The sequence below is a fragment of the Leifsonia sp. 10L418 genome (assembly GCF_056395445.1).
The window spans coordinates 699,501-720,572 of the sequence record NZ_JBFTJN010000001.1 but is presented as its reverse complement, the minus strand read 5'-3'; the positions used below and the strand labels follow the sequence as shown (position 1 = coordinate 720,572).

The following is a 21,072-nucleotide window of genomic DNA, read 5'->3' as shown; positions in this document are numbered from 1 at the left end:
CGATTCGAAATGGCAGGACAGAGGGAATATGCCCCTTGAGCGCGGCGGGGGTGGAGTTCAGAATTAACCTGACCCCCGGATTGGGAGCCAACTGACACAGGAGGTTGGTATTGATGAAGAAATGGACGCGTTGGCAGGACTGGGCTGCGGTTGCCGTCGGTGCGTATGCCGCGCTCTCCGTTCTGTGGACGACTCAGGCGGGTTCGTCCATGCCGATCATGATCACGTTGGGTGTCTTGCTCGCTGCCTCGGGCGTGTGGAGCTTGGCGATGCCCGGTCTCGTGGCCATGGAATGGGTGCATGTTGCGATCGGCGCCTTGCTGGTGGTCTCGCCATGGATTGGCGGCTACGCCATGGAAGCCGGGGCTGCATGGACGTCATGGATCTGTGGCGCTGTGGCGATCGTCGTTGGCGCCTTGGCGATTCAGCCGGCCCGACAGGAGCATCGAACCCCGATAGCCCACTGAGTTCAGAACTCGCTCAGGGAATGGGCTGTGCCCGAGGCTCGTCGAGCCTCGGGCACCATTCTGTTCTGAGCTGTTTCATTCAGACGGTGGGGGCGACTCGTCGAGTTGGGCTTGGACGGCGGTGGAAACGTTGCCGTGAATGTTGTCCGCGCCGATGCGCTCAAGCACGCCGTCTCGTTCGAGCGTGGCTATGACAGTCGGTTTCAGGCGGGCGAGGCGAAGTGTGATGCCGGAGTCATTCGCGAGGCTGACGACGTCGCTCATCTTGGCGGAGCCCTGCGAGTCGATGAAGTTGACGCCCGCGCAGTCGAGAACGATGCCGGTCAGGTCTGTGCTCACGTGAATGATCTCGCGCACGCGGTCCTCCAGCGCATCGGACGTCGCGAAGAACAATCCGCCGTCCATGCGAATGACGACGACGCCCGGAATCACTTCGTCGTGCGGATGCTCACTCAGGTCACGGAACACCTGGGTCTTGGCCTTCCGAGCGAGAATCGGGATGTGGGGATGGGTGGCGACGCCAATGAGCCAGAGCAGGGAGAGCCCGATCCCGATCATGACTCCGGCCAGCACGCCGAATGCCAGGGTGCCGACGATCGCGGCGATCGCGACCCAGAAATCGAACGGCTGAACGCGTGCAAGGCGCCGCATTTCAGGGATATCGATCATGCCCATCACCACGGCCTCGATGATGAGTGCGGCCAGCACAGGCTTCGGCAATGAAGAGAACAGTGGGGCCAGGATGAGCAAGGTGAGCAGCACCATGGCGCCGGAGGTGAGCGAGGCCAGTCCGGTGCGGGCGCCGGAACGATCATTGAGTGAGCTGGCAGACAGGCTGGTCGAGACCGGCATCCCTTGAAACAGCCCGGCGCCGGTGTTCGCCAACCCCTGGGCGACCGATTCCTGGTCGATGTCGACCTGGTAGCGGTGCTTGGCCGCAAAAGAACGGGCGTCGCCGGCGGTCTGAGAGAAGCCGATCAGCACCAGCGCGATCGCCGCGATTGCCACGGTGCCTGCGTGATCCCACATCAGTCCGACGCTCGGAAGCTCAAGTGACGGCAAGCCGCGCGGCACATCTCCGACCAGTGCGACGCCTCGGTCGCCGAGCTGAAAAAGCCAGGAGGCTAGCAGCCCGCCGACGACCAGAACCAACGCGCCGGGTACCTGCGGCGCGATCCGTCTGAGACCGAAGACGACGACCAGCGAGAGCACCCCGACGATCACGGTGGCCTGATTCCACTCGCCGGCCGTGCCGAGCCACGACCACAGTTCCTGAAAGGAGTTGGTGCCGCTGGTCGAGCTTCCGGTGAGCTTGGGAAGCTCGCCGATGACGACATCGATGGCCGCGCCGAACAAGAAGCCGGTCACCACCGCGCGCGAGAGAAACCGTGCGATCCAGCCCATCTTGAGCACGGCGAGGAGCAGGAACAGTACTCCAGAGGCGAGGGTGATGCCCGCAACGAACGACGCGATGTCTCCCTCGTCGGTCAGGCCGGCGACGAGCACTGCGCTCGCGGCCACCGCGGCCAGCCCCGAACTCGGGCCCATCGAGATCTGCCGACTGGTTCCGAAGATCCCGTACAGGATGGCGCCGGCCGCGGCTGCGTAGAGACCGTTCTGGAGTGGGATCCCCGCGATACCGGCGTAGCCGAGGTTTTTCGGAACGATCAGCGCCGCGACCGTGACGCCGGCAATCAGATCGCCGCGCAGCCAGCGTCGGTCATAGCTGCGCATCCAACCCAGCATCGGAATCAGCTGGGCAACTCTCCGCCGTGGACTCATGACGCGTTGTGGGGCGTTGGCATCGGCATCGGGCTCGGCCTTCGGTTCGCATCTTCTCGCAGCGACACCCGCGGCAGGCGTAAGTCGGCCCACGTGGATGCTGCGACCGATCTCATGCTGACATCAAACGGCGGCTCCTGCTACGCGTGCACTGACCTCCGGCCGCAAATCGAGACGGCGAAGCAGCTGCGCATTCAGCGCCACGACGATCGTCGAGATCGACATCAGGATCGCGCCCACGGCCATCGGCAACACGAACCCGATTGGCGCCAATACGCCCGCGGCCAAGGGGACCGAGATCAGGTTGTAGCCGGCCGCCCACCAGAGGTTCTGTTTCATCTTGCGGTAGGTCGCGCTCGAGAGATCGATCACCGAGAGCACCGAGCGCGGGTCGTCGCTGGCCAGGATGACGCCGGCCGAGGCGATGGCCACGTCGGTTCCGGCGCCGATCGCGATGCCGACATCCGCCTGAGCCAGCGCTGGGGCGTCGTTGACGCCGTCGCCAACCATCGCGACGGTGCGTCCTTCGGCCTGCAGCTCGGCCACCTTTGCCGCCTTGTCTTCGGGCTTGACGCCGGCGAAGACGCGGTCGATGCCGAGGTCGGCGGCCACCGAATCGGCGACGGCTTGCGCATCACCGGTGATCATCACGACCTGGATGCCCCGCACGCGCAGCGCGTCGACGGCCTGCCGTGACTCCTCGCGCACCTCGTCGGCCAGTCCGATCGCGCCGATCGGAACCCCGTCCTGCAGCACATGGAGGATGATCGCGCCGGCCCGCGTCCACGGCTCGCTGGCTGCGAGCGCCGTCGCGCCGTGACTGGTGAGCAGGTGCGGGCCGCCGACGCTCACCTGGCGGCCGTCGATGGTTCCCATCACTCCGACCGCGGCCTGCGCCACGAAGTCGGTGGCCGTCGGCACCGTGAGACCCCGAAGTGCGGCTGCCTGCATGATCGCCTGAGCCAACGGATGCTCGCTGTCGGCTTCGACCGCCGCCGCCAGCGCGAGAACCTCGTCGTCGGTGTGCCCGGCCGTGACCGAGAGGTGGGTGAGTGCCGGTTCGCCCCGGGTCAGGGTGCCGGTCTTGTCGAACAAGACCGACGTGACGGTGCGCATGCTCTCCAGGGCAAGCCGATCCTTGATCAGCACGCCGCCCTTCGCTGCGCGCTCTGTAGCGATCGAGACGACGAGGGGAATCGCGAGGCCGAGGGCGTGCGGGCAGGCGATCACCAAGACGGTGATGGTGCGAATCACGGCGTCATCGGGGTAGCCGAGCATCGTCCAGACGATGGCGGTGAGCACGCCGGCGCCGAGAGCGAACCAGAACAGCCAGCCGGCTGCCGTGTCGGCGAGGCGTTGAGCGCGCGAGGAGGAGTTCTGCGCCTGCTCGACGAGCCGGGCGATTCCCGCGAGTGCGGTGTCGTCGCCGACCGCGGTGATCCGCACGCGGATCGCGGTGTCGGTGGCCACGGTGCCGGCCACGACGTGAGAACCAGGGCCGCGTTGCACGGGACGCGACTCTCCGGTGATCATCGACTCGTCGACATCCGCCGTGCCCTCGATCACCTCGCCGTCGGCGGGAACCCGGGCGCCGGGCCGCACGATCACCACGTCGCCGAGTTCGAGCGACGAAGGCGGCACGATCACGACGGAGTCGCCCTCGATGCGCTCCGCCTCGTCAGGCAGCAGGGCAGCCAGTGATTCAAGCGCGGTGGATGTCTGGGCGAGTGAGCGCATTTCGATCCAGTGCCCGAGCAGCATGATCACGATCAGCAGCGCGAGCTCCCACCAGAAGTCGAGTTCGTGGTCGAGAATGCCGAGACTGGCGCCCCAGGAGGCGAGAAATGCGACCGTGATTGCGAGGGCGATCAGCAGCATCATGCCGGGCTTGAGGGCCTTCAACTCGGAGACGGCTCCGGTCAGGAACGGGCGGCCGCCCCAGAAATACATGACGGTGCCGAGCACGGGGGAGATCCAGGTGAAGAACGCGGAATCGGGCAGCGAGTAACCGATGATCGACGCGAACATGCCGCTGAACAGCACAACGGGGATCGCGAGAACGAGCATGATCCAGAACAGGGGGCGGAACTGGCCGACGTGGTCGCCGTGCCCGCCGTGACCGGAGTGGTCCATGCCGCCGTGATCCATGGCGCCGTGATCCATCGCGCCGTGTTCCCTGGCGGCGTGGTCCATCATGCTGTGATCCATCGTGGGGGCTGAGTCGTGATCATGATCGTGTCGCGGTTCGCTCATGTCTGCCACGCTATACCCCCTAGGGGTATAGGTCAAGCTGCTCGATAGGCTGGGCCTATGCGCCGCCTGCTCCGTTTCGTTGTTCTCACCGCCTGCGCGACACTCGCGCTGGCCGGACTTGCCAGTGCGGCCCCCGCCGTCGCCTCTCCCGCTGTGATGCCGACGGTGATTGCCGCAGATGCCAACGACTTCAGCTTCGATTCCTGGCATTCAGATCTGCGCCTCGGGCTGACCGCCGAGGGGCACTCCGAGCTCACCACTACCGAGACGATCGTCGCGAGATTTCCCGAGTTCGATCAGAACCACGGCATCAGGCGTGCCATCCCGACGAGCTACCGCGGGCATCCGACCGCACTCGAAATCGAAAGCGTCACCGACGAGAACGGTGTGCCCCTGAGCTACGACACCGAGTCGACCTCCGATGACTCTGGTGATTATCTGGAACTCACCATCGCCTCCGACGATTTCGTGCACGGTGTCCACACGTATCGGATCACCTATCGGCAGACCAACGTCACTTTTGTTCCCGATGATTCGAACGACGATCAGTTCTTCTGGGAGGTGAACGGCACCGGTTGGGATCAGCCGTTCGGCGACGTCTCGGCGACCCTGATCGTCGATCCGGCGATCGCAGGCAAACTCACCGGACAGGTGCGATGCCTGCAGGGCGCCGCGTCGGCTGGAACCGACTGCGCGCATCTGACCAGCGAGGCGGATGGCGACGCCTGGCGCATCGAGGCATCGACCGGGCCGCTGGCCACTCACGAAGGGCTGGCGCTGGTCGTCGGGTTCGAACCGGCAACCTTCGTGCCTCGCGACGACTCATTTCTGGCCGGCCCGTCCCCGAGCATCGGCCTCGCCGGTGCGCTGGCCGCGCTCGCCGGTCTGGTCTTGGCCGTGATCGGACGCGCCGGCCGGTGGCGTAATGCGCCGGGGCGGCCGACGATCATCGCCGAGTATCTTCCGCCGAAGGAAGTCAGTCTTCTCCAGGGGGCCAACGTCACCGGCACCGCGACCAAGCTCATTCCCGCCCTCATCCTCCACTTCGCGGTGCGCGGCAACCTGCGTGTGCTCGCCGAGAAAAACAAGAAGTACACCCTCGAGTTGGTGCACGACGGCGGCCTCGACCCGTCGGAACACGCCATCCTGGCTGATCTCTTCCCGGGCCTTGCACCGGGAACCCGGCGCACACTCGCCAAACGGGACGCGAAATTGTCCGCCGCGCTCCAGAAGAAGCTCGCCGCAGCGCCGCAGCAGAGCATTGCCGCCGGGCTGCGTGTGAAACGCGGCGGGGCACTGCGGGTCTGGGCGATGGCGTTGGCGATCGGGTCGGTGCCATGTGCGTTCTTCGGCAGCATCATGGCGCTGTCCGACCAGATCGGGGGCTTCTGGCCGGTGGTCACGCTGGTCGTCGGTCTCGGGTCCGCCGCGGCCGCGCTGGTGCTGGCATCCGTCGTGCGACCGTTGACCGCCGCCGGGGCGGAATTGCGCGATTACCTGGCCGGGCTGAAGCTCTACATCAAACTGGCCGAAGCCGACCGGATTCGGGTGCTGCAGAGTCCGGAGGGCGCACTGCGCTCGCCGTACCGGCCCGACGGCTCCACCGATCCGCTGCCGGACCCCTCGCGCCAGCTCGACGTGCTGAAGCTGTCGGAGCGACTCCTTCCCTATGCAGCGCTGTTCGGACTTGAGAAGGAGTGGTCGGCCGTGCTCGGCGACTACTACGCCAGAAGTGGTGCAGAGCCTGATTGGTACTCCGGCTCCGGTGCGTTCAACGCCGCATACTTCGGTGCGGCGATCGCCTCGTTTTCCACGGCGACCACCACCTCGTGGGCCGGCACCGCCTCGAGTTCGTCGAGTTCAGGCTTCGGTGGCGGCGCCTCGGTCGGCGGAGGCGGGGGAGGAGGCGGCGGCGGGGGCGTGTAGCCGCCGAACCCGCACGCGCGCTGTCACGCCGGACGCGGTCGGCTCGCGTGCTCTCGCTCGATAGTCTTGAGGGATGCGCGCAGACCGACGTCCCCTGGGAACACCCGCCGAACCGACGTTCTCCCGGTCGGCGCTCGCGCCGGGCCTGCTGGGCGCCATCGCGCTGCTCGCCGGACTCGCGTTGCTCGATTCCGACGGCTACATCGTCATCCGCTACGTGGTCAGCATTCTCGCGGTCATCATGTGCGTCTTCGTGATCCAGGCCAAGTCATGGTGGTGGCTGATCGGGCTCGTGCCGATCGCGATTCTCTGGAATCCGGTCTTCGTGATCGAACTTCACGGGCAGGGCTGGGTCTCGGCCCAGTTCATCGCGGCTCTCGTCTTCATCATTGTCGGCGTGAGAACGAAAGTCCCTGTGCGCCACGAGTAATTCGCGGGCGTACACTGGGTATCGCGCCTGAGAACCCGGTCACCGTCTCGACCGTGCGATTGTTTGTCAGCAACACGACAAGCAACCGACGCGATGCTCGATTCAGGGTTCGGCGTATCGATCGAGCCGGCATCCGCGGATGCCGGTGCCCTTCGAGATTGGTTCCTTGTGGAGCCCGTCGGGAAGCAGCGCCACTCGGGCGCAGCGCCCGAGCTGGCATCCGTGAAGTGGAGAAGAATGCCATACACCCGCCAGCAGTCGTCAGGCTCAAGTAGCCGCGGACCCCGCGCCGACAGCAGCCGTAGCCGGCAGCGCGCGCGCTCCCGTGACGACGACGCGCCCATCATCCCGATTCTCGCCCGCAAGGTGCGCGAGGTCGAGGCGAAGGCGCAAGCCGGCGGCAAGCTCGGCCCGACCAACCGCATCAAATACCAGGTCATCGCGCTGTTGATGCGCGAAGAACGCGCCAGAGTCAAGGCCGACCAGGAGACGACGGATGCGAATCGCGCCGAACTGCTCAAACGTCTCGACGGCATCGCCCAGATTTTGGCGAAGACCGCTGCACGCGACACCAGCCTGATCACCCTGCTCGAACCGGACGCCTCGGTGTCGACGGTCGCCCAGCGATTCCGTCGCGACTGGCTGCTCGAGTCGGGCGCCGAGCTGAGCCCCGACGAACTCATCATCACGCGGGAACCGGAAGCCAAGCCGGAGCTGCCCGAGAACCAGGTCATCCCGCAGTCGGTGAAGGCCCGCCAGCTCGCCAACCCGTTCCTCGCCCCCGACTTCAGCGCCGCGCAGGCCAAGCCTGTCGTCTCGGCGCGCCGACTGGCGAACTGGGAGCTTCTCGGTCCGCTGTTCAAATCGTTCGAATACGGCTCCGGCGGTCAGGCTGCGACGATGAGCCTTCCCGAGGCTCCGAGGCTCGACCGGCTTTCCCCTCCCGGCATGGAGCTGATGCGGCACCAGGCCCGCTTCATCGAAAGCGCGCGCCTCGGCCACCGCAGCTACCTGTTGGCCGATGAGCCGGGTCTCGGCAAGACGGCGCAGAGCCTGCTCGCGGCATCCGTCGCCAACGCCTACCCGCTGCTCGCGATCGTGCCGAACGTCGTCAAGATGAACTGGGCCCGCGAGGTCGAGCTGTGGACGCCGAACCGTCGCGCCACCGTCATTCACGGTGACGGTGACACTCTCGACGCCTTCGCCGACGTGGTTGTCGTCAACTACGACGTGCTCGACCGTCACTTGGCCTGGCTCGGAACCCTCGGGTTCAAAGGCATGGTCGTCGACGAAGCGCACTTCATCAAGAACCAGCAGTCGCAGCGTTCCAAGCACGTTCTCTCGCTCGCCGACCAGATTCGCCGCCGCACGCCGGGTGGAAACCCGTTGCTCATGGCACTCACCGGCACCCCGCTGATCAACGATGTCGATGACTTCCGGGCGATCTGGCAGTTCCTCGGCTGGATCGACGGCGACAAGCCGACTCCGGCACTGATGGCGAAGCTCGAAGCGACGGGTCTGACCCCGGCCGACGTCGGTTTCTACGCCGAGGCACGTGCCGCGGTGATCGACATGGGCATCGTGCGCCGTCGCAAGGTTGACGTCGCTGCCGACCTGCCGGCCAAGCGCATCGCCGACCTGCCGGTCGAGCTCGACGACGACCTGGGCCGGTCGATCAGGCAGGCTGAGCGTGAGCTCGGCGCCCGTCTCGTCGCCCGCTACAACGCACTGGTCACCGCCCGCAGCACCGGCAAAACCAAGCTGGTGCCCGATGCCGAGCAGCGTGAACAGTTCATCCGCGCGGTCGCCCACGCCGAACTCGAAGAGTCGAAGGGGGCAACAACCGGCGAGAACGTCTTCACGATGGTGCGCAAGATCGGTCAGGCGAAGGCCGGCCTCGCCGCCGACTACGCTGCCCAGCTGGCACGCTCGGTGGGCAAGGTCGTGTTCTTCGCGAAGCACATCGACGTGATGGATGCCGCAGAAGACACCTTCGCCAAGCGAGGCCTCCGCACCGTGTCGCTCCGCGGCGACCAGACCGCTCTGGCCCGCCAGGCCGCCATCGACGCCTTCAACAATGACCCAGAGGTCGCTGTCGCGGTCTGCTCGCTCACCGCTGCCGGCGTCGGAGTCAACCTGCAGGCATCCTCGAACGTCGTGCTGGCCGAGCTCAGCTGGACCGCAGCCGAACAGACCCAGGCGATCGACCGCGTGCACCGAATTGGTCAGGACGAGCCGGTCACCGCGTGGCGAATCATCGCAGCGCACACCATCGACGCACGCATCGCCGATCTCATCGGGAGCAAGCAGGGTCTCGCGGCCCGTGCGCTCGATGGCTCGGAGGAGGCCGACACGTCGTCAGACTCGATCCAGGCCAGCGCGCTGATTTACTTGCTCACGCAGGCGCTCGACGGAACGCTGTAGCCGGCGGCCGAGCCCCTGATTTGATCGTTCGGGGCTCGGCCCACCATGATGTGTAGACGGTAATGGCGCCGTTTTTCGATTCCCTCCTGTTCCATGAAAGAGCGGCCACTATGAAAATCGGTATCCTCACCAGCGGTGGAGACTGCCCCGGCTTGAACGCTGTTATCCGCGGTGCCGTTTTGAAGGGCGTGCGCATTCACGACGACGAGTTCGTCGGCATCCGCAACGGCTGGCGCGGCCTCGTCGAGGGCGACTTCATGCCTCTCGACCGTCACAGCGTGCGTGGCCTCTCGAAGCAGGGCGGCACGATTCTGGGCAGCTCCCGCACCAACCCGTTCGAGGGCGAGCACGGCGGGCCGGAGAACATCCAGAAGCGTCTTGACGCTCAGGGCATCGACGCGATCATCGCGATCGGCGGCGAAGGAACGCTTGCCGCTGCACAGCGTCTGACGGATGCCGGAATCAAGATCGTCGGCGTACCGAAGACCATCGACAACGACCTGGCCGCCACCGACTACTCGTTCGGATTCGACACGGCCGTCGAGATCGCAACCGAAGCCATCGACCGCCTGCGCACCACCGCCGAATCGCACGGTCGCTGCATGGTCATCGAGGTCATGGGACGCCACGTCGGCTGGATCGCCCTGCACTCCGGCATGGCCGGCGGCGCTCACGCCATTCTGATTCCCGAGCAGCCGCAAACCATCGAGCAGATCTGCGAATGGGTCGAGCACGTGCGCGACCGCGGCCGTGCGCCGGTCATCGTCGTGTCCGAGGGCTTCTTGCTCGCCGGAATGGAAGAGGCCCACTCGCACAAGGGGCTCGACGCCTTCAACCGTCCGCGTCTCGGCGGGATCAGCGAATTGATCGCCCCGATGATCGAAGAGCGCACCGGAATCGAATCCCGTGCGACGGTTCTCGGTCACACCCAGCGTGGCGGCGCTCCGTCGGCCTATGACCGCGTGCTCGCCACGCGTCTGGGCATGGCCGCCATCGACGCCATCCAGGCCGAGCAGTGGGGCTCGATGGTCTCGCTCAAGGGCACTGAGATCGAGATCGTCAGCATCAAGGAAGCCACCGGCGGCCTGAAGACGGTTCCGCAGGATCGCTACGACGAGGCGGCAGTTCTCTTCGGTTAAGAACCTGCCGACCGGCTGTCGGTCTCCCGACCACGTGGAGGTCGACTGCCGCGCGGCGGGGGTTCAGGCGAGTTTGGCCTGAACCTGCGCCAGCGACGGGTTGGTCGCGGCCGAGCCATCCGGAAACAGCACGGTCGGCACCGTCTGGTTGCCGCCATTCAGGCTCATGACGAGTTCGGCGGTGCCGTCGACGTCTTCGATGTTGACCTCGCTGTAGCCGATGCCGACCTTGTCGAGTTGGGTTTTCAAGCGGCTGCAATAGCCGCACCAGCTCGTGGTGAACATGGTGATGGTTCCTGATTCGGGCACAAAGTCCATGTGCAGAGCCTAACTGAGTCCGCGTGGCAGCCTTCTGTGCGGGGAACTGTGGCGGCCGCACAGGGCGCACTCTGGAATAAGCCAGGTTCGCCCGGGGGTGGCCCGCTACGCTGGAACCATGACGTTGCCTCAGGTTTGCGTGAGCTACCTGCTCCGCCAGACGGGCGACGGACGCACCCAGGTTTTGCTGGGACGCAAGAAGAAGGGCCTCGGCCTCGGAAACTTCGTCGGACTCGGTGGCAAGCTCGAACCGGGGGAGTCCCCGGTCGATGCCGCAGTGCGCGAGATCCACGAGGAATCCGGTCTCACAGTACGAGCGTCAGACCTCGTGCCGATGGGGCGCCTGAGCTATTGGTTCCCGCATCGTTCGGCATGGAGCCAGGAGTCAAGCGTTTTCGTCTGCTCGACCTGGTCGGGAACGCCCACGGAATCCGACGAGTTGAACCCGGAATGGTTCGACCTCGACGCGATTCCGCTCGCAGAAATGTGGGACGACGCGAAGCATTGGCTCCCCGGAGTTCTTGCTGGAATACCGATAGTTGCCGATTTCACGTTCGGAGCGGACCTGGCAACTGTCGTAGAACACTCCGCTCAAGTTGACCAGCCTGGCCGTGAGTGTCAGGATCATACGGGTCCGAATCGCGGCTCCCGTAATACGTCTGAATCCCCGGCTCTCGTAGTCGATCACAACGGTTCATAAACGCAGAGAAAGACGCCGGTGGACTTCACTCTCATCGTCGTGCTGGTCATCGTACTGGCACTTGTATTTGACTTCACCAACGGATTTCATGACACCGCGAATGCGATGGCCACGCCCATCGCCACCGGCGCCATGCGACCGAAGGTTGCAGTTACCGTCGCAGCAATCCTCAACCTGATTGGTGCCTTCCTCTCGACAGCTGTCGCTACGACAATTTCGAACGGGCTGATCAATGAGGGCGAGGGCGGGGTCGCTATCACCCCGGAACTCATCTTCGCCGGTCTGATCGGCGCGATCGTCTGGAACCTGATCACCTGGCTTCGCGGGTTGCCGTCGAGCTCGAGCCACGCCTTGTTCGGTGGTTTGATCGGTGCGGCAATCATCGGTGCCGGGATCGGCGCCGTGAACTTCGACGTCGTGGTGGCCAAGGTCATCCTGCCGGCGCTGATCGCACCGCTGATCGCCGGCCTCGCCGCCTTCGCAGCGACCAAGATCGCCTATGCGGTCACCCGTCGCGACATCGGCAAGCCCGATGGTCGTGGCGGCTTCCGCTACGCACAGATCTTCTCGTCGTCGCTCGTCGCCCTGGCGCACGGAACCAACGATGCACAGAAGACGATGGGTGTGATCACCCTCACCTTGATCTCTGGCGGATTCCTGGCTGCGGGCAGCCAGCCGCCGTTCTGGGTCATCGCGGCCTGTGCTCTCGCGATTGCGGTCGGCACCTACTCCGGCGGATGGCGCATCATCCGCACCATGGGAAGCGGCCTGACCGAGGTCAAGCCGGCTCAGGGCTTCGCCGCCGAGACCAGCACCGCTGCCGCGATTCTCGCGTCCAGCCACTTGGGCTTCGCCCTCTCGACCACGCAGGTCGCCTCAGGTTCGGTCATCGGTTCCGGCCTCGGCCGTCGCGGTTCAACGGTGCGCTGGGGAATGGCCGGCAAGATCGCTCTCGGCTGGGTGCTCACCCTTCCGGCTTCGGCCATCATGGGCGCATTCGCGGCCGGCCTGGCATTGCTCGGCCCGATCGGAATTCTGATTGACGTGGTGCTCGGCACCGTCGTGATCGGCGGTATCTTCCTCTGGTCGCGCAAGGAAAGCATCTCGCACCACAATGCGGTCAACGTGAACGACATCGATGATGCCGGTCAGGTTGTGTCGATCAAGAAGACCCCCCGCAAGCCGTCGCGGAGCGAACGAAAGAAGGTCGCACAGTGAACGAGTGGATCGCCTTCATTCAGGTCGCCGTAGTCACGCTGGTCTCCGCCTGTGTGCTCGTCTTCTTCTTCGCCCTCGGGCTGCGTCTGCTGACCACCGCGGGTCGCATCCCGATGGTCGAGCCGGCCGAGTTCACCGGTGCCATCACAATCCTGACGCCGGCTCGTGCCGCGAAAGAGGCCAAGCGTGCCCGCAAGGCCGCCGCGGCAAACCCGCTCACCGATTCTCAGAAGCGTCTGGCCGTCATCGGTGCATACCTCTGTTTCGCGGTCTGTGGCGCCGCGGTGCTCTACGGCATCTACTTGATCGTGCCGGCGTTGCACGGTTCGTAGCTCCACGTACGCGAACGGCCCGCATCCCTTCGGGGGTGCGGGCCGTTTCGTCTGCCGGGGCGCTGCTGGCCGGCCCCGGCTGCGTGACTACAGGGTTCCGCGCAGGCGGCCGACCCAGTTCATCAGGTGGTAGATCACGATGGCCGCGATCGTGCCGAGTGCGATGCCGTTGAAAGTCAGCGTTCCAATGCTGAACGTGAAGTTGGCGATACCGATGATCAGCGCCGTCGCAGCGGTGAACTGGTTCACCGGGCGCGAGAAGTCCACCTTGTTGTCGAGCCAGATCTTCACACCGATGATGCCGATCAGGCCGTACAAAGCCGTCGTGACGCCGCCGAGGACTCCCGGCGGAATCGTGTTGATGACGGCGCCGACCTTGGGGGAGAGGCCGAGGGCGATCGCGACGATGCCGGCAACCCAGTAGGCGGCCGTGGAGTAGATGCGGGTGGCCGCCATCACGCCGATGTTCTCGCCGTAGGTCGTGGTGGCCGAACCGCCGCCGAATCCGGCGAGAACGGTGGCCAGGCCGTCGGCCATCAGCGCCCGGCCCGTCTGCTTGTTGACGCTCGGGTCGGTCATCTGGGCAACCCCCTTGATGTGTCCGACGTTCTCGGCGATCAGCACGAGCACGACGGGCAGGAAGGCGGGGAGAACGCCGAGCACTGCCGGGTTCGTGAACGGGTTGTCCGGCGAGTTGAACTCGGGGAGTCCGAACCAGGCGGCATCCGCGACGCTGCTGAAGTCGACCTGGCCGAAGAGAACGGCGGCGATGTAGCCGACGATCACGCCGAGGAAGATCGAGAGGCGACCGAGAATGCCACGGAAGACGACGGTGCAGAGGATGACGGCGAGAAGGGTGATCAGCGCGGTGAGCGGTGCCTTGTCGAAGTTGTCGCGAGCAGCGGGTGCCAGGTTGAAGCCGATCAGCGCCACAATGGCGCCGGCGACGACGGGAGGCATCAGTGCGTCGATCCAGCCGGTGCCGGTGAGCTGAACGATCACGCCGACGATGGCCAGCAGCGCGCCGACGACGACGATGCCGAACAGGGCGCTGCCCATGCCGGTCGTTGCGGTCGCCGCAGTGATCGGGGCGATGAACGCAAACGAGGAGCCCAGATAGCTGGGCAGCTTATTGCGGGTGATCAGCAGAAAGAGCAGCGTGCCGATACCGGAGAACAGCAGAGTCGTCGACGGGGGAAACCCGGTGAGAATCGGAACGAGGAAGGTGGCGCCGAACATCGCGACGACGTGCTGGGCTCCGATCCCGATCGTGCGCGGCCAGGTCATTCTTTCGTCGGGTGCGACAACATCCGATACTCCGACAGTCTTACCGTCGCCGTGCAGTTTCCAGGGCAGCGCCATAGTTCCTCGTTCCAATTCGATTTAGATCCTTGCCGATCGTAGTGGGCGCCGGCCGGGTTGAAATGCGGAAAGATACACCGTGGCGGGGTGGACGCGCCAGAGCGTTTAGACTTATTCCCTGAGAATCCGCCGAACTGGCCCAGGAGAAGATCATTACCAGTACACAAACCCCCACGTCCCCGGCAGTGCCGAAAACGGGCATGAAGGCTCGGATCGACAATTACTTCGAGATCAGCTCACGCGGGTCAACCTGGGGCAAGGAAGTGCGCGGCGGTCTGGTGACCTTCGTCACGATGGCCTACATCGTCATCCTGAACCCGCTGATCCTCGGTGGCTTCAGCGCCGACCAGGCACCGCTCGACGTGCTCGGCAACTGGCTGCCCAACTCGCAGGTCGCCGCGGTCACCGCGCTGACCGCCGGTGTGATGACGATCCTCTTCGGTCTCATCGCTCGTTTGCCCTACGGTTTCGCAGCCGGCCTCGGCATCAACTCGTTCCTCGCCGTCAGCGTGGTCGGACAAGTGACCTGGCCGGAAGCTATGGGCCTCGTCATCATCAACGGTCTGATCATCGTGCTGCTGGCCTCGACAGGTCTGCGCTCGCTGATCTTCAACGCCGTTCCGCAGCAGCTGAAGATCGCGATCACCGTCGGTATCGGTATGTTCATCGCCTTCATCGGATTGGTCAACTCCGGTTTCGTGCGTGCCAGCCCCGCCGGTCCTCCGGTTCAGTTGGGCGACAACGGATCCGTCACCACGCTTCCGACGGCAACGTTTGTCATCGGACTCATCCTCATTGGCATCCTGGTCGCCCGGAAGGTGAAGGCCGCGCTGCTGATCGGCATCGTCGCCACGACGGTTCTCGCCATCATCCTCGAGGCCATCTTCAAGGTCGGGCCGTCGCTCGGCACCAACCCTGCCGGCTGGAACCTCAACGCGCCCGTCCTGCCGACCAGCATCGTCTCGGTACCCGACCTCAGCCTGGTCGGCCAGTTCAGCTTCGGCGCCTTCGAGCGCATCGGCATGCTTGCCGCCGTCATGCTCATCTTCACCCTGGTCTTCACCAACTTCTTCGACGCCATGGGCACCATGACCGGGCTCGCCAACGAGTCGGGGCTCGCCGACAAGAACGGCAACTTCCCGCGCCTGAAGTCGGCCCTGATCGTTGAAGGCATCGGTGCTGTCGCCGGTGGCGCGGCATCCGCCTCGTCGAACACCGTCTTCGTGGAGTCTGGCGCCGGCATCGGCGAAGGTGCGCGCACCGGGTTCGCGAACATCGTCACGGGTGTGCTGTTCCTCGCCGCGATGTTCTTCACGCCGCTGACCCAGATCGTCCCGCTCGAGGTGGCCAGTGCCGCGCTGGTGATCGTCGGTGCGATGATGGTGTCGCAGATTCGCTTCATCGACTTCAGCGAGTTCTCGGTCGTGCTGCCTGTGTTCCTCACGATCACCGTGATGCCGCTCACCTACTCGATTGCCAACGGTATCGGCGCCGGCTTCATCAGCTACGTGCTGGTGCGTTCGCTCTCGGGCAAGGCCAAGGAGATCAGCCCGTTGCTCTGGGTTGTCGCGGCCGGCTTCCTGATCTACTTCGTGCGTGGTCCGATCGAGGCGACGCTCGGCTTCTAGCCCGCACTCGTTACGCGCGCCCGCGCCAGTGGCGCGTGCGCTCATATCGTCGGCTCTCCGTCGGGACAGCGACGATGTGAGCGCACGCCCGAGCGAGGCGAGGGGAGCCGGGGGGAGAATCACCGCTCGGATGCGGGGGAGAAGCAGCGCTCGCATTCGGGGGATAGCCCCATGCCGACACGGCTTCGGCATCCGTAACGTTGATCACACGTTGCACAAGCAACTCAACAACGATTCAGGAGAACACCCTCATGTCAACCACAGCCGCCTACCCCGCTCCCGCGCAGGCACCCGCACCGGAATCCGGTCAGGCACCGGCCGCCGAGTTCGGGCACGCACCGGGTCAGGCCTGGAACCCGACCCCCGGCCCCGCGCCGGTGACAGAAGGACGCGCACTCGGCCTGTCGAGCCTCGTGCTCGGGCTGGTGTCGATCTTCGCCGGCTGGACCTTCTTCGCCCCGGTCGCCGGCCTGGTCACCGGAATCATGGCCCTCAGCCGTGAGCCCGCCAACCGCACCATGGCCATTTGGGGCATCGTGTTGAACGCCGTGATGATCGCCGGCTGGGTTCTCCTCGGTTTGCTCTTCGTCGGCCTCGGCCTGGCCCTGGCTCCGTTCGCGTTCGTTCTGTAGCGCTCGCCTTCGCTCGATCGACGGTCACTCTGTCGGATACCGCCGCCAGCCGCACACGATGTGTGCGTCTGGCGGCGTTTTTGTGCGTCAACCACGCTCTACAGGCACGCCTCGGCTTCGGCAACGGTCAGGTGCCCGCGATAGGGTTGATGAGTCAGGAGCCACAAGCTCGCCCCCCATCGGCAATGGAGCCATAGTGTCAACTCGCGTGTCCGAAAACCCGTCAGCGCAGTCGGAGATCATCATCGATTCAACTACCCCACCGGCAGTCGATGCCGACGTGGCCCGACCCGGGTTCCGGCTCGAACGGGATTCGCTCGGAGCACTTGAGGTTCCCGAGAACGCCTATTGGGGTGTGCACACCAAGCGAGCGATGGATAACTTTCCGATCGCCAAGCGGCCGATCTCGGTTTACCCCGACTTCATCGTCGCCCTCGCTTCGGTCAAGCAGGCCTGCGCCCGTGCCAACAAGGAGATCGGCGCGCTGAGCCCCGAGAAGGCCGGTTGGATCGACGCGGCCTGCCAGGACATCATCGATGGCAAGTACCACGATGAGTTCGTCGTCGGTGTCATCCAGGGCGGTGCCGGAACCTCGACGAACATGAACGCCAACGAGGTCATCTGCAACCTCGCGCTCGAACGTGCCGGGTACGCCAAGGGGCGCTACGACATCCTCAGCCCGATCGACCACGTCAACCGCAGCCAGTCGACGAACGACACCTACCCGACCGCGATCAAGATTGCGCTCAACTTCTCGCTGCAGCACCTGCTGCGCGAGCTCAAGCTGCTGCAGGGCTCTTTCTCGGCCAAGGCCGTCGAGTTCAACCACATCCTGAAGGTCGGCCGCACTCAGATGCAGGATGCCGTGCCGATGACGCTCGGCCAGGAGTTCCACGGCTACGCGACGACGCTCGGTGAAGATTACGACCGCCTCACCGAGACCATCTGGCTGCTGGCCGAGATCAACCTCGGCGCGACCGCGATCGGCACCGGCATCACCGCCGACCCCGGTTACGCGGCAGCCGCCATCCGTCACCTCAACACGATCACGGGACTCGACCTCGTCACCGCGCCCGACCTGATCGAGTCGACGAGTGACGCCGGCGGTTTCATGTCGTTCAGCGCCAACCTCAAGCGCAGCGCGATCAAACTGTCGAAGATTTGCAACGACCTGCGTCTGCTCTCGTCGGGACCGCAGGCCGGATTCGGTGAGATCAACCTGCCGCCCAAGCAGGCCGGTTCGAGCATCATGCCGGGCAAGGTCAACCCGGTCATTCCCGAGGTCGTCAACCAGGTCGCGTTCGCCGTGGCCGGGGCGGATGTCACGGTGACGATGGCCGCAGAAGGCGGCCAGCTGCAGTTGAACGCCTTCGAACCCGTCATCGCGCACTCGCTGCTGCAGAGCCTGGCCTGGATGACGCAGGCGATGTGGACGCTGCGTGTGAACTGCATCGACGGCATCACCGCCAACGAAGACCGCCTGCAAGCCATGGTCGGATCGAGCGTCGGCGTGATCACCGCGCTGATTCCGCACATCGGCTACTCGGCTGCAGCAGCTCTGGCGAAGACAGCGCTGCTGACCGGTCGCAACGTGGCCGACCTCGTCGTCGAGTCGAAGCTGATGACCCGCGAAGACGTGATGCGGGAGCTGGAGCCGGCCCGTTTGTCCGGCATGGTCACCGACACGCAGACCAGCACGATTCCGATCATCGAGTAGCGTCATCGAGTAGCGCAGAGTGTGCGGGCGACGGAGTCGACGGCTCCGTCGTTTCGCACGCCGGCTGGTCGCCCGCGCGAATCCCGGGGCAGGCGTAGCCTTGCTCTGTGACGATCTGGGAGCGACGACGCACTCGTGGGCCGACGGCCGACGAGAGTGACTCTGCTGCGGTTCGCGATCGCACTGAACCCGACATCGACTGGCGAATTCTTCCTCCCGGCGCTCGGTCGTTCCAGTTCAACGCGCCGAGCGGTGCACTGGCAGTGGTCTCGTTCGGTGACCCGGACGATGAGCGCGTGGTGCTCGTTCCGGGGGCGACGGGGTCAAAGGAAGACTTCATCCTGGTCGCGCCGCTGCTTGCCGCCGCCGGGTACTACGTTGAGAGCTACGACCTGGCCGGGCAGTACGAATCGGCTGGTGCCGGACCGCCGACCGGGGAGAAGTTCGACTACGACCTCTTCGTCGACGATCTCTTGGCGTTTTTGAACGCCGGACAGGCGCCGGCGCATGTGCTCGGCTATTCCTTCGCGGGGTTCGTCGCCCAGTTGGCCTATCTGCGCCAGCCCGAGATGTTCTTGTCGCTTGCATTTCTCGGGATGCCGCCGCAGCCCGGTCAGAGTTTTCGCGGTGTGAGCTGGATCGGCCCGCTGAGCTATGTCATCACACCGCACGCGATTGCCGGGTTGCTCATCTGGGGGGTCAAGTGGAACCTCAATCGGGCGGCGCCCGGCCGATTGCCGCTCGTGCGTGAACGATTCGACGACACCGTGCGAGCGAGTGTCGACGACATCATCGGGCTGATGAAAAACGCCCCGGATTTGCGCCCGGAACTGGCGGCCAGCGGCCTGCCGATGCTCGTCGCCGTGGGAAGCCACGATCTCTGGCCGGTGCAGATGCAACGGGAGCTTGCCGAGTTCATCCGTGCCGACTTTCGCGAATACCCCACCGGGCACAGCCCGTGCGAGACCACTCCGCATCAGCTGGCCCGCGACCTCGTCGCGTTGTACCGCCGAGCATCCGGCGGGTGAGTCAGGCCCGAGCTGCGCGTCGAACCTGACGCCGCGCTTGCCGGCGATGCATCGGCGATTGATCGGGCCAGTGCAGCTTCATGGTGCGAAACGCCCAACGGATGCGACGGAAGAAGCCGGTGAAACTGTCGAACGGCCGCGCCGAGATCCCCACCCTTAACGATGCCCGGTAGGCCACGACCGTCGAAACGTCGAGGTGATAGCTGAGATCGAGGTCGTCGTGCACGTTCGGCACCCCGCGGTGTACCTGGTCTCGCACGTCCTGCCACAGCCGTTGACGCATCACAAAGTTCGATCCGAAGATCGGCGGCGCGGTCAGCCACCATCCCATGAACCAGAAATAGGCACCGATGTAGAGGTGCTCGCCGAGCACCGCGACGACCGGGCCGCAGTCGTAGAACCGGCCGGGTCCCGTCAACACTTCGATCTCGGGGGAGCGCCGAAACTCGTCCTCGATCTGGGCAAGCCAGTTGGGAGGGGGAACCGAATCCGCATCAATCCGCGCGATCAGATCGCCGGATGCCGCGTCATACCCGGCCGCCGCTGCCGGCCAGATTCCGCGCAGCGGTTCGGACACCACTCGCGCCCCCGCCGCGCGCGCCACGCTCGCCGAGGCATCCGTCGACGCATTGTCGACCACGATCACCTCGTCGGCCCGGCGTTCCTGGGCCGCCAGCGCGGCAAGTGCCTGCCTCAGAAACTGCGCATCGTTGAAGCAGGGAATCACGACCGAAATGGTGACCATCGCCCGCCTTCCTTCTGCCGCGCATGCCGAGTTCATCGGATACTACGCCTGGCAGAGGTCGACGCGTGAAACCGCCTAGATCTCGCGGCAGTGCGTGGTGAGCATGCCGATCTTGTCGATTGTGATCGTGACGGTGGACCCGTCGCGCAAGAACACCTGCGGCTTGCGGCTGTAGCCGGCTCCGCCCGGGCTGCCGGTCGAGATCAGCGTGCCGGGCAGCAGCGTCGCGGTCTTCGAGAGGTAGGAGATGATCTCGGCAACGGTGCGCACCATGTCGCCGCTCGAGGCATCCTGCAGGATGCGCCCGTCAACGTGGGTGGTCAGCCAGACATCCTGCGGGTCACCGATCTCATCGGCGGTGACGACGACCGGGCCGGTCGGAGTGAACCCGTCGAATGACTTGCAACGCGACCACTGGGCTTCGGAGAACTGAATGTTGCGCGCGGTGATGTCGTTGACGACGGTGTATCCGAAGACGTAGTCGAGGGCGTCGGCGACCGACACATTGCGGGCCGGACGGCCGATGATGACACCGAGCTCAGCCTCGTAGTCGACCTCCTGGGTCAGGTCGGCGGGCCAGCTGATCGTCGATTCGTGCCCGGTGAGCGAGTTCGGCCAGAGCGAGAAGATGGTGGCGGCCGTCTCGGAGCGCAGCTTCAGCTCTGAGGAGTGAGCCGCATAGTTCGCGCCGATCGCGAGCACCTGCGGCGGGCGCAGAACGGCCGACGAGTGTCGAAGCTCGCTGATCGGGGTGAGGCTCGTTCCATGGGCGAGTGCGTTGCCGACGAGGGCACGCACCCGGTCGATCTCCTCTTGACCCTTTTCGAGGAGGTCCTGCAGGTCGCGCGGTGCGTCGTCAAGCACCTCGTCGAGAAAGAGGGCTCCGTCTCCGTGGGTGACCGCGAGGCGGGGAACAGACTGGCCTTCAATTCTCAAATGTGCAAACTTCACATATCCAGGCTAGAGCACCA

Annotated in this window: 18 protein-coding genes; 12 read left to right on the top strand and 6 right to left on the bottom strand. The window is 65.1% G+C overall.

The annotated features are described in order from the left end of the window. Nucleotides 1-113: 113 nt before the first annotated feature. The gene (locus AC1DCF_RS03340; protein WP_477209765.1) at nt 114-467 is read left to right on the top strand and encodes an SPW repeat protein; all 354 of its coding nucleotides are present in this window, start codon (nt 114-116) and stop codon (nt 465-467) included. 75 nt (nt 468-542) lie between these two features. Here the strand turns inward: AC1DCF_RS03340 and AC1DCF_RS03335 are convergent, their stop codons facing one another. Together AC1DCF_RS03335 and AC1DCF_RS03330 are read right to left on the bottom strand one after the other, a co-directional pair. Next, a complete protein-coding gene (locus AC1DCF_RS03335) occupies nt 543-2,213 on the bottom strand; it encodes a SulP family inorganic anion transporter (protein ID WP_477209764.1) in 1,671 nt (556 codons plus the stop codon). Between the two features lie 159 nt (nt 2,214-2,372). Further along, complete coding sequence (locus tag AC1DCF_RS03330; RefSeq protein ID WP_477209763.1) at nt 2,373-4,445, bottom strand: heavy metal translocating P-type ATPase; 2,073 nt, start codon at nt 4,443-4,445, stop codon at nt 2,373-2,375. 114 nt (nt 4,446-4,559) lie between these two features. On the opposite strand from AC1DCF_RS03330, the gene AC1DCF_RS03325 reads away from it, so the two are divergent. From AC1DCF_RS03325 to AC1DCF_RS03310, 4 genes are all read left to right on the top strand, one after another. After that, nucleotides 4,560-6,428, top strand: a complete 1,869-nt coding sequence (locus tag AC1DCF_RS03325; RefSeq protein ID WP_477209762.1) for a DUF2207 family protein — start codon at nt 4,560-4,562, stop codon at nt 6,426-6,428. Between the two features lie 73 nt (nt 6,429-6,501). Further along, nucleotides 6,502-6,858: a DUF6804 family protein gene (locus AC1DCF_RS03320; RefSeq protein WP_441791148.1), complete on the top strand. Its 357-nt coding sequence runs from the start codon at nt 6,502-6,504 to the stop codon at nt 6,856-6,858. Between the two features lie 237 nt (nt 6,859-7,095). Next, nucleotides 7,096-9,282 (top strand): DEAD/DEAH box helicase, encoded by a 2,187-nt coding sequence (locus AC1DCF_RS03315; RefSeq protein ID WP_441791147.1) that lies wholly within the window; start codon nt 7,096-7,098, stop codon nt 9,280-9,282. Between the two features lie 110 nt (nt 9,283-9,392). Continuing rightward, nucleotides 9,393-10,421, top strand: coding sequence for a 6-phosphofructokinase (locus AC1DCF_RS03310; protein ID WP_477209761.1), 1,029 nt, complete (start codon nt 9,393-9,395; stop codon nt 10,419-10,421). A gap of 63 nt (nt 10,422-10,484) precedes the next feature. Here AC1DCF_RS03310 and AC1DCF_RS03305 read toward each other — a convergent pair whose 3' ends face one another. Next, a complete protein-coding gene (locus AC1DCF_RS03305) occupies nt 10,485-10,739 on the bottom strand; it encodes a mycoredoxin (protein WP_441791145.1) in 255 nt (84 codons plus the stop codon). A gap of 118 nt (nt 10,740-10,857) precedes the next feature. On the opposite strand from AC1DCF_RS03305, the gene AC1DCF_RS03300 reads away from it, so the two are divergent. Genes AC1DCF_RS03300 through AC1DCF_RS03290 form a run of 3 tightly spaced genes read left to right on the top strand, consistent with a single transcriptional unit; the run spans nt 10,858 to nt 12,989 of the window. Next, nucleotides 10,858-11,439 (top strand): 8-oxo-dGTP diphosphatase, encoded by a 582-nt coding sequence (locus AC1DCF_RS03300; protein WP_477209760.1) that lies wholly within the window; start codon nt 10,858-10,860, stop codon nt 11,437-11,439. An 18-nt stretch (nt 11,440-11,457) separates the two neighbouring features. Next, nucleotides 11,458-12,657: an inorganic phosphate transporter gene (locus AC1DCF_RS03295; protein WP_477209759.1), complete on the top strand. Its 1,200-nt coding sequence runs from the start codon at nt 11,458-11,460 to the stop codon at nt 12,655-12,657. Next, a complete protein-coding gene (locus AC1DCF_RS03290) occupies nt 12,654-12,989 on the top strand; it encodes a peptidase (protein WP_477209758.1) in 336 nt (111 codons plus the stop codon). The genes AC1DCF_RS03295 and AC1DCF_RS03290 overlap by 4 nt, the downstream gene beginning before the upstream one ends. 87 nt (nt 12,990-13,076) lie before the next feature. Here the strand turns inward: AC1DCF_RS03290 and AC1DCF_RS03285 are convergent, their stop codons facing one another. Beyond that, nucleotides 13,077-14,351 (bottom strand): uracil-xanthine permease family protein, encoded by a 1,275-nt coding sequence (locus tag AC1DCF_RS03285; protein ID WP_477209834.1) that lies wholly within the window; start codon nt 14,349-14,351, stop codon nt 13,077-13,079. A 200-nt stretch (nt 14,352-14,551) separates the two neighbouring features. Between AC1DCF_RS03285 and AC1DCF_RS03280 the strand changes: the two genes are divergently transcribed. The 4 genes from AC1DCF_RS03280 to AC1DCF_RS03265 all read left to right on the top strand — a co-directional run bounded on the left by AC1DCF_RS03280 (nt 14,552) and on the right by AC1DCF_RS03265 (nt 19,356). Next, entirely contained in the window at nt 14,552-15,979 is a 1,428-nt protein-coding gene (locus AC1DCF_RS03280) for an NCS2 family permease (RefSeq protein WP_441791141.1), read from the top strand. Between the two features lie 251 nt (nt 15,980-16,230). After that, nucleotides 16,231-16,611 (top strand): DUF4190 domain-containing protein, encoded by a 381-nt coding sequence (locus AC1DCF_RS03275; RefSeq protein WP_477209757.1) that lies wholly within the window; start codon nt 16,231-16,233, stop codon nt 16,609-16,611. 244 nt (nt 16,612-16,855) lie between these two features. After that, on the top strand, nt 16,856-18,328 hold the full coding sequence (locus AC1DCF_RS03270; protein ID WP_477209833.1) for an aspartate ammonia-lyase: 1,473 nt from the start codon (nt 16,856-16,858) through the stop codon (nt 18,326-18,328). Nucleotides 18,329-18,435: 107 nt separating this feature from the next. Beyond that, nucleotides 18,436-19,356, top strand: coding sequence for an alpha/beta fold hydrolase (locus AC1DCF_RS03265; RefSeq protein ID WP_477209756.1), 921 nt, complete (start codon nt 18,436-18,438; stop codon nt 19,354-19,356). 1 nt (nt 19,357) lies between these two features. Here the strand turns inward: AC1DCF_RS03265 and AC1DCF_RS03260 are convergent, their stop codons facing one another. Both AC1DCF_RS03260 and AC1DCF_RS03255 read right to left on the bottom strand, forming a co-directional pair. Further along, complete coding sequence (locus AC1DCF_RS03260; RefSeq protein WP_477209755.1) at nt 19,358-20,101, bottom strand: glycosyltransferase family 2 protein; 744 nt, start codon at nt 20,099-20,101, stop codon at nt 19,358-19,360. Between the two features lie 75 nt (nt 20,102-20,176). After that, nucleotides 20,177-21,052 (bottom strand): fumarylacetoacetate hydrolase family protein, encoded by an 876-nt coding sequence (locus AC1DCF_RS03255; protein ID WP_441791135.1) that lies wholly within the window; start codon nt 21,050-21,052, stop codon nt 20,177-20,179. Nucleotides 21,053-21,072 lie beyond the last annotated feature (20 nt).